The organism is Actinoplanes sp. NPDC048967, from assembly GCF_040649415.1.
Classification (GTDB): Bacteria; Actinomycetota; Actinomycetes; order Mycobacteriales; family Micromonosporaceae; genus Actinoplanes.
Window position 1 is genome coordinate 171,450 of sequence record NZ_JBEZFL010000009.1, and the last position, 13,278, is coordinate 184,727.

12 protein-coding genes and 1 pseudogene are annotated in these 13,278 nt (G+C 71.3%); 4 read left to right on the forward strand and 9 right to left on the reverse strand.

Annotated features, from left to right (window positions below):
- Positions 1 to 18 precede the first annotated feature (18 nt).
- The 9 genes and pseudogenes from AB0C12_RS33575 to AB0C12_RS33615 form a co-directional block, all read right to left on the reverse strand.
- Entirely contained in the window at positions 19 to 972 is a 954-nt protein-coding gene (locus AB0C12_RS33575) for a serine hydrolase domain-containing protein (RefSeq protein ID WP_360553936.1), read from the reverse strand.
- An 88-nt stretch (positions 973 to 1,060) separates the two neighbouring features.
- Complete coding sequence (locus tag AB0C12_RS33580; protein ID WP_360553937.1) at positions 1,061 to 2,329, reverse strand: PQQ-binding-like beta-propeller repeat protein; 1,269 nt, start codon at positions 2,327 to 2,329, stop codon at positions 1,061 to 1,063.
- 85 nt (positions 2,330 to 2,414) lie between these two features.
- Positions 2,415 to 4,862, reverse strand: a complete 2,448-nt coding sequence (locus tag AB0C12_RS33585; RefSeq protein ID WP_360553938.1) for a galactose oxidase-like domain-containing protein — start codon at positions 4,860 to 4,862, stop codon at positions 2,415 to 2,417.
- Positions 4,863 to 5,121: 259 nt separating this feature from the next.
- A pseudogene (locus AB0C12_RS33590) lies at positions 5,122 to 5,343 on the reverse strand (DUF2255 family protein); the annotation flags it as partial.
- Between the two features lie 118 nt (positions 5,344 to 5,461).
- Entirely contained in the window at positions 5,462 to 6,313 is an 852-nt protein-coding gene (locus tag AB0C12_RS33595) for an aldo/keto reductase (RefSeq protein ID WP_360553940.1), read from the reverse strand.
- A gap of 34 nt (positions 6,314 to 6,347) precedes the next feature.
- The gene (locus AB0C12_RS33600; protein ID WP_360553941.1) at positions 6,348 to 7,334 is read right to left on the reverse strand and encodes an aldo/keto reductase; all 987 of its coding nucleotides are present in this window, start codon (positions 7,332 to 7,334) and stop codon (positions 6,348 to 6,350) included.
- A 44-nt stretch (positions 7,335 to 7,378) separates the two neighbouring features.
- Complete coding sequence (locus AB0C12_RS33605) at positions 7,379 to 7,576, reverse strand: hypothetical protein (RefSeq protein WP_360553943.1); 198 nt, start codon at positions 7,574 to 7,576, stop codon at positions 7,379 to 7,381.
- Between the two features lie 432 nt (positions 7,577 to 8,008).
- Entirely contained in the window at positions 8,009 to 8,710 is a 702-nt protein-coding gene (locus tag AB0C12_RS33610; protein WP_360553944.1) for a cation transporter, read from the reverse strand.
- Entirely contained in the window at positions 8,710 to 9,051 is a 342-nt protein-coding gene (locus AB0C12_RS33615; RefSeq protein ID WP_360553945.1) for a metalloregulator ArsR/SmtB family transcription factor, read from the reverse strand. The genes AB0C12_RS33610 and AB0C12_RS33615 overlap by 1 nt, the downstream gene beginning before the upstream one ends.
- Positions 9,052 to 9,089: 38 nt before the next feature.
- On the opposite strand from AB0C12_RS33615, the gene AB0C12_RS33620 reads away from it, so the two are divergent.
- From AB0C12_RS33620 to AB0C12_RS33635, 4 genes are all read left to right on the forward strand, one after another.
- Entirely contained in the window at positions 9,090 to 10,325 is a 1,236-nt protein-coding gene (locus tag AB0C12_RS33620; protein ID WP_360553947.1) for an alpha/beta fold hydrolase, read from the forward strand.
- Between the two features lie 257 nt (positions 10,326 to 10,582).
- Positions 10,583 to 12,310 (forward strand): hypothetical protein, encoded by a 1,728-nt coding sequence (locus tag AB0C12_RS33625; RefSeq protein ID WP_360553949.1) that lies wholly within the window; start codon positions 10,583 to 10,585, stop codon positions 12,308 to 12,310.
- A gap of 173 nt (positions 12,311 to 12,483) precedes the next feature.
- The gene (locus tag AB0C12_RS33630; protein ID WP_360553951.1) at positions 12,484 to 12,723 is read left to right on the forward strand and encodes a hypothetical protein; all 240 of its coding nucleotides are present in this window, start codon (positions 12,484 to 12,486) and stop codon (positions 12,721 to 12,723) included.
- A gap of 62 nt (positions 12,724 to 12,785) precedes the next feature.
- Positions 12,786 to 13,271 carry a MauE/DoxX family redox-associated membrane protein gene (locus tag AB0C12_RS33635; protein ID WP_360553953.1) on the forward strand — a complete coding sequence of 162 codons (486 nt, stop codon included), beginning with the start codon at positions 12,786 to 12,788 and terminating at the stop codon, positions 13,269 to 13,271.
- Positions 13,272 to 13,278 lie beyond the last annotated feature (7 nt).

A 13,278-nucleotide genomic window follows, 5' to 3' on the forward strand; every position in this document is an offset into this window, starting at 1 on the left:
CCGCGCAGCGGCAAGTGATCAGCCGAAATGGCGGCGACCCAGCTCGATGAGGGCCGACAGCGACGCGCGGCAGTCTTCGGCGTTCGTCATCACGGCGACCGCTGTGCCCGACGCCGGCCAGGCGAACGAGAAGCAGCTGTAGCCGGTGTTCTGCCCGGTGTGCCCGAAGCGCCCGTCGCCGAACTCGGTGCCCAGACCGAATCCGCCCGGCACCTGCGGCGTCAGCATCTGGGTGGCCAGCCCCGGCGGCAGCAGCGCGGATCTGCCTTCGGTGGCACGGTGGATCTCCAGTTCCAGCCGGACCAGGTCGGCGGGGGTGCTCCACAGTCCGGCTCCGGCCAGCTCCGGCTGGGTGTGCCAACCGCCGGGGACGGGGATGCCGTCGCGGTGCCCGCGGGCGGCGCGTTGCTGGTTCCCGTACGGGAAGCGCTGGTCGTAGCTGCTGTCGGCCATGCCCACCGGTCCGAGCACGAGCGCCACCATCAGCTCCTCGAACGGGGTGCCGGTCACGTCGGTCAGGAGCTGCTGCAGAACGGCGTAGTGGCTGCCCGAATAGCGGAACTCGGAGCCGGGCGGCAGCTCGCGCCGGACCGCGGGCGTGTTGGCCGGCGGCTCACCCCGGAGAATCTGCAGCAGCGACGGTACCGGCTCACCCGCGGCATAGCCGGGGAACCAGTTCTTGGTCAGCCCTGCCGTGTGGGCCAGCACCTGACGCACGGTCACGGTGCCGGCTCCCGGCAGACGCCAGGAGGACAGGTAGGCGTTGACGTCGGTGTCGAGATCAATCGTCTCCTGGGCGACCAGCCGAAGCGTGCCGAACGCCGCGACGTGCTTGCTGATGGAGCACGCCGGGAACACCAGGTCACGGCCGGCCGTCCAGACGTCACCGCCGGGTCCGGCCACCGCGACACCGATGTCGGGAACCCGATCGGTGCCGGCGATCGCGTCGCGCCACTCCTCTTCGAAACCCATGGTGGAGGAGTATGCCCCGCCAACCCATGTGTCAGCCGCCCGGAAGGTTCGATCGAACACCTTTTCCGGACCGCCGGTTGGGCGAGGCTCAGCCGACGTCGGTGACGGTCAGCCGGCCGTCCTTCGTGCCGCAGATCAGGGTGTCCGCGACGGCCGTACAGCCCTGCGGGCCGACGGCCTCGACGATGCCGCGCAGCTGCAGCCCGCCGGTCGCCAGGTCGATCCGGTCGGCCGCGGCCCGGCGTCCGTCCGGGTTGACCGGGCGCAGGTAGTACTCCGGGACGGAGCCCACGGCGTCCCGCACGGCGGTGCCGGCGCCGAGGGACAGCACCACGGCGCCCGTGGCGGTGTCGATCAGTGCATACCCGCCGTGGTCGGCGCTGCGGGCCAGCACCCGGTTCTGCCCGGTGACCGGTACGGCGTCGACGAAGCCCGCCGCCCGCCAGCGGCCGGCGCCGGTGTCCGGATCAAGCCCGACGGTCGCGGTGCCGTCGGCGAAGCACAGCACGACGCCGCACGCGCGGGCCGCCGGCCCGGTCACGATCTCGTCGGTCGCCGACTGCGCGTACCGCCAGCGCTCCCGGAACGTGTCCAGGTCGTACGCGGTCACCACCGCCCGGTCGGTCTCCATCCGGTTGACGAACAGGAAGCCGGACTCGGCCACGAGGCCGTTGCGGACGGGTACGCCGTTGCCGTTCTCCACGCGGCCCTGGGACAGCAGAGCACCGTCACTCAGGCGCAGCACCTGAATCCGGCCGTCCGGGGTGGCGGCCACGATCCGCCGCCGTTCGGGACCGACGACCGCCCAGGACTCGTCACCGTCGATCGGCCGCGACCAGATCCGGCTGCCGTCGGTCATCCGGACCAGGATCAGCGTCCGGTCCGGCTGCCGGAGCAACGCGGTCTCGGGCGTCGCGGACACGATGTCGCCGGGCAGCCGCCACATCTCCGCCCCCGTACGCGGATCGAGCGCGACCGTCCCCTGCAGCAGGATCGGGACCAGCACCGCACCGGGCACCCGGGCCGTCATCCGGCCGCGCGGCATCGGCAGCCCCTTCGACCAGCGGACCGCCCCGCTGCCCAGCTCGTACGCCGTGACCTGGGAACCCACATTGATGGACTGGACGAACACCGTGTCGCGGGCCGCGTCGGCGAGGCTGGTCGGACTGAAAGCGACACTCCACCGGGGCCGGATCACGGCAGACCCGGAGACGGCCGAGCCGGTGAGCGTCACCGCGCAGAGCACCGCCACGGCAGCCGCCGCCCAGCGCACGACGACGCGGCGTTCAAGACGGGGTCGTGCCGGTCCCGGTGCTGTCGCGGCGGCGCCGGGATCACCCAGCTCGATGATGGTCATGACGATCTCATTCCCTCATCCAACACCCGATATCACCGGACCGGTACCCCGTCGATGGCATGGTCGGGGCATGCGGTGAGCCCGGTCAGGTTCCGAGCTGGATCCAGTGGGCGATGGACGGCACGCCGGTCTGGTCGGTCAGGAAGAGCATGTACCAGCCGGGCGGCGCGAGGTTCGGGTTGCCGACGACGGAAGCGAGCAGGCCGGTCGCGTCCCGCGCCCCGATGTCGAGGTCGACGAGGCGCTGGCCGCTGTCGAAGGAGTGGGTGGTGATCCCGCAGGAGACCAGGCTGACCCACTTGATCCGGTCGGCGTCCGGGGTGCCGATGCGGATCTGGTCGCTGTAGCGGCAGGCGTCCGGCGCGGCGTTGATCGTCGGGCGGGGACCCCGGAAGAGGTACGGCGGGCTGAACACCTCCACCCGCATCTCCTCCTCCGGATCCGGCGGCAGGAACCTCACCTGACTGCCACCCTCCGGGTTGCCGCCGGCGGCGACGACCCGGCCGTCCGCCATCAGCACCGCCGTCGAGTGGTAGAGCCGCGGGACCGTGGCGGTCGCCGCCACCCGCCAGGAATCGGTGGCCGGGTCGTAGATCTCCGACTGCAGGCGGGCCAGCGGCTCGTCCTCCTGCTTGAGCGAGCCGCCGCTGACGAACACCGTGTGGTCGGGCAGCACGACGGCGTTCAGGTGGATCCGGCCGAGACCCATCGGGGTCGCCTCGGCGTACTGGGGATCGTCCGCCTTCAGGTCCACGATGCTGACCCGGTCGGTGGCGTGGGTCTTGTCGGCCTTGCCCTCCGGCCCGCCGCCGCAGATCAGCACCCGCTGGTCCTGGGCCGGGGGCAGCAGAACGCTGGCGGCCTGGTTGCGCAGCTCCGGGTCCAGCAGATCGGGCACCGGCCGCATCGGGTCCTGAGGATGGCCGGGGTCGAAGACGAACGGCTCGACGGGCAGGCCGTCGTCCATCCGGCCACCGGAGAAGAAGATCTGCCCGTCCGCCAGCAGGAACAGGTGGGCGTAGAGGGGCAGGCCGAGAAAGCCGGGCGGGAACGCGATCTCGGTCCACGTGTCGACGTCCGGATCGTAGATCTCCATGACGGCCCGGGATCCGCCGCCGCCGTGCTCGTCGAGGCCGGTGGCGGCGAGGACCCGGCCGTCGCCCAGCGTGATGAGGGTCGGATACCAGCGCCCGTGTTTCATCGGCGCCGCGAACGACCAGGTCCCGGCGGCGGGATCGAAGACGGCGACGTCCTTGCGGCCGGTGAACGGCCCGTAGTTCGCGGTGCCACCCGCGGCCAGCATTCGCCCGTTTGGCAGGAACGAATCACCCCCGCAGAACAGGTCGAACGGTCGCCCGTCGGCGGTTCGCAGGGTGGGCGGCTGGACGAAGGTGTCGTCCGGCGGCGTCCAGCGGGCCGAGACCGGCACACCCTTCGCCTCGTCGCCGAAGTCGGGCGAGTCGAAACGGACCTTGCTGCTCCCGGAGCCGGCGAAGAACAGCACGTCACCGCCGGGCAGCAGCGCGGTGTGCACGGCGAGGACGCCGGAGAGGAAGGTCTTGACCTCCCAGCGCCCGTACTCGGCCGGGTCCTCGTCGAGGTCCAGCACCATGTACTGGCCGGCATTCTGTCCGGGCGGGGCATCGACATTGAGAGCGAACAGCTTGCGAACCCCGTCGAGCGTGGCGACCGTGATGCCACCGCCCTGGTTCTCCCAGGAGAACCAGTTCGGAACGCCGAGCCAGTCCGGGCCCCACTCGCTCACTCCGCCGTTGTCGTCGAAGCCGCGGCCGATCCGGAACAACGCCTGGTTCTGGCCGCTGACCCCGGGCAGCGCCGGGGCGTCGTCGACCTGGAAGATGACCAGATCCGGGGCGCCGCTGCCGGTGACGTCGGCGACCGTGACGCCGGCGCCCTGGTTCTGCCAGGAGAACCACCCGGGGACGTCGATCCATGGGCTCCAGCCGCCGGTGATCCGGCCGTCGCGGTCGAGCCCGCGGCCGACCCGGTAGACGCCGCGGTTGGCCTGCGGCCCGTCGTCGACCATGAAGACGACCAGGTTGCGCCGGCCGGCCGCGTCCGGCGGCGTCACGGCGACCCCGGCCCCCTGATTGCTCCAGGAGAACCAGTCGGGAACGTCGATCCACGGGGTCCAGCCGCCGGTGGCCTGACCGTCGCGGTCGAGCCCGCGGCCGATCCGGTAGACGCCACGGTTGGCCTGCGGCCCGTCGTCGACCATGAGGACGACCAGGTCGCGACCGCCGCCGAGGTCGGTGACGGCCACATCGGCGCCCTGGTTCTGCCAGGAGAACCAGTCGGGGACGTCGGTCCACGGGGACCAGCCGCCGGTCACCACGCCGTCCGCGTCCAGCGTACGGCCGATGCGGTACAGGCCGCGGTTGGCCTGCGGTCCGTTGTCGACCATGAAGACCACCAGGTCACGAGCGCCGTTCGGATCCGCGGCGACGGCGATGCCCGCACCCTGGTTTTCCCACGAGAACCAGCCGGGGACGGAATGGAATGTCTGCGGCATGAGTCGGCCCTCCTACGGCTGCTCGGCGAATCGAATCAGCTGCGCCAGCTCAGGCTGGCCGAGAAAGGTGATCTCCGGTGCGGTAAGGGCCGTTTGCAGGCCACTGACGGCACCCGGACATCGTCACCCTACGACCGTTTCCGGCGATCATTTATCCGGGTGTCCCGCAGCTGACAGGCGCCTGCGCGGAACCTGCCCGACAATGGTGGACATCACCCCGGTTCGCCATTTCTTTTCTGGCCCATGGCGCCGGAGCGAGTCAGGCGGGCCGAAGCTGCAGAGTCGCGGATCGGGGACCGTCCTGGACGAGGTGGTCGACGATGCCGGCGTACTGGCTGTACTTGCGTCGGTAGGCCGTGTCGACGGTGGGCAGGTCGGCTTCGGCGGCTTCGGTGAAGATCACGTCGGTGGCTTTGCCGCCCGAGATGATCTGCCCCGTGCCGGTCGCGGTCGCGCCACGGAACCAGGCGGCGGTGCGTCCGTTGGTGGACCGGGATGCCGTCGCCGGTCCCTGGCCGGCGGCTGATGGGCTGCAGCCGGCCCTCGAGGATGTCGGGCATCCGTTCCTCGATGTACGCCCGCACCCGGCCCACCGCGCCCTACGACCAGCGGAACTCCATCGCGTCCTCGTGCTTGTCGGTGTCGCGCATGGCGTCGAGGATGCTCATGTCGGCCGGGGAGATCTCGAAGTCGAGCTGGGCGTTCTGCTCGATGTGCGCGGTACTGGTGGCCTTGGGCAACACGACCGCGCCCTTCTGCAGCAGGTAGCGGATGCACAGCTGCGGTGCGCTGACGTCGTAGCGGGCGGCGATGCCGGCGATCTCCGGGTGGTTGACGATCAGGCCGTGGGCGAAGGGGGAGTAGGCCTCGACGACGATGTCGTGCTCGGTGCAGGTGCTGACCGTGGCGGAGGGGTCGAGGCCGATGAACCAGTGGATCTGGTTGACCATGGGCTTGGTCTCGCAGGCCGGCAGCAGGCTTTCGAGGTCGCCGGAGTCGAAGTTGGAGACGCCGATGGCCTTGACGCGGCCGTCGGCGAGGAACTTCTCCATGGCCTTCCAGATCTGCCGGTTCTCCTCCCGGCAGTCCTTGCCCAGCTGATCCCACGGCCAGGGCGCGTGGATCAGGTAGAGGTCGAGGTGGTCGAGGCCGATCTCGCTCATGGTGGTCTCGAACTCGGCGACCGCGGTGTCGTAGTCCTTGGCCTCGGCCGGCAGCTTCGAGGTGACGAAGATCTGCTCGCGGGGGATGCCGGAGTCGCGCACCGCCCGCCCGACCGAGGCCTCGTTGAGGTAGGCCCGCGCGGTGTCGATGTGGCGGTAGCCGAGCCGGAGGGCATCGGCGACGGCGTGGTAGCACTCGTCACCCTCCTTGAGCAGCCAGGTGCCGAAGCCGACCTGCGGGATCCGGTCGCCGTTGCTGAGGGCGACAGTGTCGGTGAGTGCGCTCATCAGTGCTCCTGGGTTTCGGCGCGGTGGTCCATGGTCATCGGTTCGTCATGCTCTCGGCCTGTTCCGAGTACCGCCCGCCCTGGATGTCGACCTGCGCGGTGGCGGCGTCGATCTCGGCGAGGTCGTCGCTGGTGAGTGCGACGTCGGCGGCGCCGAGGTTCTCTTCCAGGCGGTCGAGGCGGCGGGTGCCGGGGATCGGGACGATCCACGGCTGCTGGGCGAGCAGCCAGGCCAGGGCGATCTGCGCGAGGGTGGCGTTCTTGCGGGCGGCGATGGTGCCGAGCAGCTCGACCAGGGCCTGGTTGGCTTTGCGGGCCTCGGCGTCGAAGCGGGGGATGGTGGTGCGGATGTCGCCGGGCGTGAAGGCGGTGTCGGTGCTGATGGCGCCGGTGAGGAAGCCCTTGCCGAGTGGGCTGTACGGGACCAGGCCGATGCCGAGCTCGGTGCAGAGTGGGATGATCTCGGCTTCGGGACGCTTCCACCACAGCGAGTACTCGTTCTGCAGGGCGGTGACCGGCTGCACGGCGTGCGCGCGGCGCACCGTCGCGGCGGCCGCCTCGGACATGCCGAAATGCCTCACCTTGCCGGCCGCGATGAGTTCCTTGACGGCGCCGGCGACGTCCTCGATGGGCACGTCGGGGTTGACGCGATGCTGGTAGAACAGGTCGATGTGGTCGGTGCGCAGCCGCCTGAGGGAGGCGTCGGCGACCTGCTTGATGTGCTCGGGGCGGCTGGACAGGCCGGTCTGCTGGCCGTCGGCGTCGAATGCGAACCCGAACTTGGTGGCGATGACGACCTGGTCACGGACCGGCTGCAGGGCCTCACCGACGAGCTCTTCGTTGACGAACGGGCCGTAGACCTCGGCGGTGTCGAAGAACGTGACGCCGCGCTCGACCGCGGCGCGCAGCAGGGCGATGTTGGCGTCACGGTCGGGGCCGGGGCCGTAGCTCTGGCTCATCCCCATCGCGCCGAAGCCGATGGCCGAGACGTGCAGGTCGCTGCCCAGGGTGCGGGTCTTCATGACAACTCCTTACCGGGTGATCTCGTCGAGGGCGCGCGGCGCGTTCAGGGTGCGGGGACAGCCGACGCGGCCGTTGCCGACGTTGAGGTTGGCCTGGACCTGGCCCTTGCGCCGGGGGTCAGCGCGTCGAAGGCGAAGGTGTCGGAATACTCGATCAGCTCCGGATCGGTGACCGCGCGCGTCGACACTCGGCCGGGAAACAACTCGTCGTGGTTCTTGCGCGCCGTGTCGCTGATGGCCATGGTCAACCCCTCTCGTGGTCGTCGAGCAACGGTAGAGCCAACCTGAGCGGTCTGGCAGGTTCTGGCATTACCTGTCTGCCGCCGACGAAACGGCCGGAGGGAGAGTGCATACCGTCGTCGACGGCGGTATCCCCAGTGACGGACCGGTTCGGGGAACGATGCTTCAGCCCGCTCGCGGCCGGGATCGCGTTCCCTGCAGCTGCACCTGGCCGCCGGGGCCCGCGCGGCCGGACCTGGCTCGCGGGCGCGCCGCAAGCCGTCGGCGCCGCAGGTCCGTCCCATCCCCGGCACCCGCCGGGTGGCCCGGCCGAGGAGACCACCGCCGCGGGCGCCGCCGCACTCATCTCCGGGCAACTCGCCCGCCTCGACGTGCTGCGGCCGGCGGCCGCAGCACGCCACGACGAGGCCAACAAGACCTTGACAGACCAGTGGTCACCGCTCGTCGGTGCAGCAGTCGTCGCAGTCCCCGTCCTTGCCGGTGGCGGCCGGCGGGCCGGGTGCGCAGCAGGCGTCACCGCGCCAGGCTTCGCGGCCTTCCTTGACGGCGACGGCGGCGATGATCAGCGCGGCGGCGGGATCGGCCCAGCTCCAGCCGAACAGGCTGTTGAGCAGGAGTCCGGCGAGCAGGACCGCGGACAGGTAGGTGCAGAGCAGGGTCTGTTGGGAGTCGGCGACCGCGGTGCGGGAGCCGAGCTCTCGTCCGGCGCGGCGCTGGGCGTAGGACAGGCCGGGCATGACCGCCAGGGAGACCGCGGCCAGGGCGATGCCGACGGTGGAGTGCTCGGCCTCGGCGCCGCCCAGCAGGGACCGCGCTGATTCGACCGTGACGTAGGCGGCGAGGGCGAAGAACGAGAACGCGATGATCCGCAGTGCGGTCTGCTCCCGGGCTTCGGGGTCGCGGCCGGCGAACTGCCAGGCGACCGCGGCGGCCGAGGAGACCTCGATGACCGAGTCGAGGCCGAAGCCGATCAACGCGGTGGAATCCGCGGCCCGCCCGGCGCTGATCGCGATGACGGCCTCGATCACGTTGTAGGCGATGGTGGCGGCGACCAGCCACCGGATCCGGCGGGCCAGCACGCCGCGACGGAGCGGGTCCGGACCGGCCGGGGTGAGCGGCAGGAGGGGGAGGCTCATCAGCAGCAGTCCTGGTCGGCGGCGTCGGGGCAGGCGGCCGGGTCGACGGCCAGGACCAGGCCGAGCAGGTCGTCCAGGGCGTGCCGGATGCGGGTGTCAGCCAGTTCGTAGCGGGTACGCCGGCCCTCGGAAGCGGCGACGACCAGGCCGCAGCCGCGCAGGCAGGCGAGATGGTTGGACAGGTTCTGCCGGGTGGCCCCGAGCAGGACGGCCAGCTCGGCCGGATAGCCGGGGCCGTCGCGCAGGGCGAGCAGGAGCCGGGCCCGGGTCGGATCCGACAGAGCGTGGCCGAAGCGGGCGAGGACTTCGCCGTGCGTCACCGTCTCCATGCCGCCGACCATACAGTCATCGCTGTATTCAGCGGAAGATGTATCAAGCGATGTCGTACGATCTCGACGTGCTGCTGACCGACCATGTGATCACCGTCCCGCTCGACCACGATCACCCGGACGGGCGGACCATCGACGTGTACGCGCGGGAGATCGTGGCCGCGGACGGGCGTGATCTGCCGTATCTCGTCTACCTGCAGGGCGGACCGGGCCACGAAGCGCCGCGGCCGACGTCCCGGCCGATGTCGCCGTCCTGGCTCGAGCGGGCACTGCGCAGTTTCCGGGTCATCATGCTCGACCAGCGGGGCACCGGACGTTCCACGCCCTACGGCGCCGCCGGGCCGGACGCGGCAGCAGACGCCGAACGGCTGACCCATTTCCGTGCGGACGCGATCGTGCGGGACGCTGAATGCCTGCGGGAGCATCTGGGCGCCCGGCAGTGGAGTCTGCTGGGCCAGTCCTTCGGCGGATATTGCTCGCTGCACTATCTGTGCCAGGCACCGGACAGCCTCCGTGAGGTGTTCTTCACCGGCGGCCTGCCCCCGGTCGGGCGTCCGGCCGACGAGGTCTACTCGGCCACCTTCGACACGATGCGCATGTTGAACCGTCGCTATCACCGGAGATTCCCGCGAGATGCCGCCCGGCTTCACGAGCTGCTCGACCGCTGCGACGCGGGCGAGGTACGGGCTCCCGACGGTGCCCCGATCTCCCGACGCCTGATCCGCACGATCGGCCACCACCTGGGCATGGACGGCGGCGCGGACGAAGTCCATCACGTGCTCGAGCTGGATTTCGCTTCTTCCGCGTTCCGGCACGATGTCGCCGCGATGCTGCCGTTCGACTCCCGCAACCCGCTGTACGCGGTCCTGCACGAGTCGAGTTATGCCGACGGCGGGGCTACGCGGTGGTCGGCCGAACGGGTGCAACCCGACGACTTCGCGGGCGAATCCCTGCTGCTCACCGGCGAACACCTCTACTCGTGGCATTTCGAGGACACGCCGGGCCTGCGGCCGTACCGCGATGTCGCCGCGGCCATCGCGGAGCACGAGTGGCCACGTCTCTACGACGCCGGGGTGCTGGCTCAGGTCGACGTGCCGTGCGCTGCCGTGATCTACGCGGACGACCCGTACGTGCTCCGGCGGTTTTCCGAAGAGACGGCCGACCTCCTGCCCGGCATGCATCGGTGGCTGACCGACGAGTACCTGCACAACGGGCTGCGCACTGACGGCGGTCGGGTGCTCGACAGGCTGATCACGCTGACCCGGGATTCTCCCGGAGGTCGATGACGGCCTGCCGACCGTCCTGATGGACGCACCGATCCAGGTGCACCGGCCGTGCCATTCCGCGGCGAACGATGCCCTCGGAGACCTCGTCAGCCGGACTTGGCTCCCGGCCCGATGACCGGAATCCGACTGTTCCGACGGCTTCGCCGCGATGGTGTCCACCATGGGGGGATGGCACCCGCGACACTTCGGCCGTCCACAGTTCCGGCTGCCGCGCTTTCCAGGACCGTCTTCTGCACCGTCGCGACGGAGGGGTGACCATGTCCGGCGTGGGCCGGCCGGTACGGCGAGGGCGCAAGGAGGCGTTGCTCGACGCCGGCGTACCGGAACACCGCCGGATCCTCGCCCAGCGTCTTCGCGATCTGCGGACCGAATGCCACACACCGCCGTACCGGGTGCTGAGCGGGCTGTCGCATTGTGCGTCCGGCACGCTGTCCGAAGCGGCGAGCGGGCGCCGCCTGCCGACCTGGGAGACCACCCGGGCGTACGTCATCGGCTGTCTGCGCCACGCCGGGCGCGACCGTGACGTCGCCGGCGAGCTGCCGCGATGGCGCGTCGAGTGGGAGCGCGCCAACCGCGCCGAGGAGGCCTGCCGCGACGAGCCGGCGCCGGTCGTCGCGGTCGTGCCGCCGGCCCGGCCGGTGCGGAGCCGGGCGCGCCTGATCGTCGCGGCCGTGATCCTCCTGATGACCGCGACCGCACTACGGGCCAGCGCACCGGCCGGGCCGGGCATCATGACCGGCCTGTACAACATCGTGCTGGCTCCGCCGGCATGGTCCGGTGCCGAGCCGTCCACCCCACTGGCCGAGCGGCTCCAGAGGTCGATCGACCGCGAACTGCACGCCTGGGCCGGCGCGGAGCCCTCGGTCGAGATCCGGCGCCTGCGCCAGCCGCCGGCCGGTGACTCCGACGCGGACACCACGCTGACCACCATCTCCGTCGAGCACGGGGCCGATGTCGTCCTGCGACCGGCCTTTCGACTCGCCGCGGGGCAGCTGACCATCACCGTCGAGATCTTCATCGCGGACCGGACCCTCGGCGAGACGCCCGAGTTCGCCGGGCGGCACGACATCAGCTTGACCGAGTCGGCTGACGTCGTCGAGCGGAACCTGAGCCTCAACGAGGGCCTCACCGCCGCCGCCCGGCACTACCTCAGCGCCGTCGTGCTCTTCGTCCGCGGCCTCGGCGCGTACGCGATGGCGGATTTTCCCGCCGCCGAGAAGCAGTTCCGCCGAGCCGGCCAGGAGTTCGACACCGTCGCGGAGACCGTCGGCGACCAGCGGATCCGCCGGGCCGTGCTGAATCTGATGATCGGCAATGCGGTGGGCGCGCAGGATCCCGGCCGGGCGGCGGAATACTTCCGGCGGGCGCTGGCCGAGGACAACGGGTACCGGCGCGCGGAGATCGGCCTCGCCGAGGCTGTCCGGGTGCCCGTCCGCTGCACGCCGGCCGGATCCGACGCCCGCCGGCTCCGCGACGCGATCGATCGCTACCGTCGCTCCCTGGTCATGGGGCGGACCGGGCAGTCGCCGCCGAACCCCCTGCTCGACATGAAAGCACACCTGGGTCTCGCCCTGGCCACCCAGTGCCTGAGCCTGGCTGGTACCGAAGGTGGCTGGGGCCGGGCAGACGCCGAGTTCGCCGAGGTCCTCCGGCTGCGGCCGGGCGCCGAGCTGACCGCCGCGGCGGCCCGTCATGCCCGGTGGCTGGCCGCCGAGGCGCGAGCCGGTCAAGCACTCGACGCCCTGGTCGGCACGCGGTCCTACGCCGAGGCGGCGATCGGGTACGAGCAGGCGCTGGACATCCTGGCCGGTATCGACGCGCGGCGCAGTGTCCACCTCGAACGGGCCCTCGTCTTCCTGCAGAACCTCCGCTTCGCCTATCAGCGACTCGACGACGCCGGCGCGACCATGCGCACGGACCGGCGAATCGCCGACACCGAACGGCAGCTGTCCGCGTTGCCGACCCGGCAGCGCCCGAACCGGTGAGGGTGGAAGGCCCGGCCGGCTGACGATCGACCCGCAGTGCGGGAAGCCGGCCGGCAGCGGATCGCCGGCGCGCCTTGCCATCGTTCGGGTCGGCGCCGGCGGCCGGAACACCGGCAGCCCCGGTTCACTCGGGACGGGGATCCACGGCGCCGGTACCGGAAGGGTTCGACGACATGCTGGAGCTGTTGGAAAGGGTGGGCGACCGGGCGTTGTCCACCGTGGTCCCGCGGGTGACCGCGACGGCCGATCCGGGCTGTGAGTGCAGCGGGACCGGACACACGTCGTACCAGTGTGGATGCTCGCAGACCGCGGGCTCGTGGCACTGGCGGTGGATCGAGGTGCAGCGGTGCGACGGTTGCCGCTGGTACATCACCAAGCCGTGTTACCAGCACAAGCTGGTCCTGAGCTGCTGATGTCCGGCCGGGCGGCCGGGTGACCCGGCCGCCCGGGCCGGCCCGTCCGGAGGGCTGACCGCATGTCCATCCACGCCGTCGCACGTACCGCGCTGTTCCTGGTCTTCGCGGTGGCCGCGCTGGCCAAGCTCCGCCGGCCCGCACAGTTCCGGGACTCCCTGCGCGCGATGCGCCTCGTGCCGGCCGCACTCGTCGCGCCGGTCGCCCGGCTGGTGATCGCCACCGAGGGTGCGATCGCCGTTTCCCTCGTCGTGCCACGCACCGGCCGGGTCGGGCTCGTCGGTGCCGTGGCCGTGCTGAGCGTGTTCACCGGCACGCTGGTTTTCGTGGCCTCCCGCCGCCGGGCCGCCTGCCACTGTTTCGGCGCGTCCCGTGCCCCGGTCGGCTGGTGGCACGTGGCGCGCGGCGCCGCGCTGGTCGCGCTGGCTGCCCTGGGCGCGGTCGCGCCGGCGGGCGGTCCCGGGGCGACGATCGCCGGCGCCGGCGCCGGGCTCGCCTGTGCGGCCCTCGCCATCCATCTCGACACACTCACCGAACTCTTCCGCTGACCATCTG

Bases quoted from the DNA above. Each gene is read 5' to 3' on its own strand.
- AB0C12_RS33625 (WP_360553949.1), top strand. From the start codon at position 10,583: ATGTCCGGCGTGGGCCGGCCGGTACGGCGAGGGCGCAAGGAGGCGTTG.
- AB0C12_RS33635 (WP_360553953.1), top strand. From the start codon at position 12,786: ATGTCCATCCACGCCGTCGCACGTACCGCGCTGTTCCTGGTCTTCGCG.
- AB0C12_RS33620 (WP_360553947.1), top strand. From the start codon at position 9,090: ATGTCGTACGATCTCGACGTGCTGCTGACCGACCATGTGATCACCGTC.
- AB0C12_RS33615 (WP_360553945.1), bottom strand. From the start codon at position 9,051: ATGGTCGGCGGCATGGAGACGGTGACGCACGGCGAAGTCCTCGCCCGC.
- AB0C12_RS33580 (WP_360553937.1), bottom strand. From the start codon at position 2,329: ATGACCATCATCGAGCTGGGTGATCCCGGCGCCGCCGCGACAGCACCG.
- AB0C12_RS33610 (WP_360553944.1), bottom strand. From the start codon at position 8,710: ATGAGCCTCCCCCTCCTGCCGCTCACCCCGGCCGGTCCGGACCCGCTC.
- AB0C12_RS33630 (WP_360553951.1), top strand. From the start codon at position 12,484: ATGCTGGAGCTGTTGGAAAGGGTGGGCGACCGGGCGTTGTCCACCGTG.
- AB0C12_RS33605 (WP_360553943.1), bottom strand. From the start codon at position 7,576: ATGGCCATCAGCGACACGGCGCGCAAGAACCACGACGAGTTGTTTCCC.
- AB0C12_RS33600 (WP_360553941.1), bottom strand. From the start codon at position 7,334: ATGAAGACCCGCACCCTGGGCAGCGACCTGCACGTCTCGGCCATCGGC.
- AB0C12_RS33585 (WP_360553938.1), bottom strand. From the start codon at position 4,862: ATGCCGCAGACATTCCATTCCGTCCCCGGCTGGTTCTCGTGGGAAAAC.
- AB0C12_RS33575 (WP_360553936.1), bottom strand. From the start codon at position 972: ATGGGTTTCGAAGAGGAGTGGCGCGACGCGATCGCCGGCACCGATCGG.
- AB0C12_RS33595 (WP_360553940.1), bottom strand. From the start codon at position 6,313: ATGAGCGCACTCACCGACACTGTCGCCCTCAGCAACGGCGACCGGATC.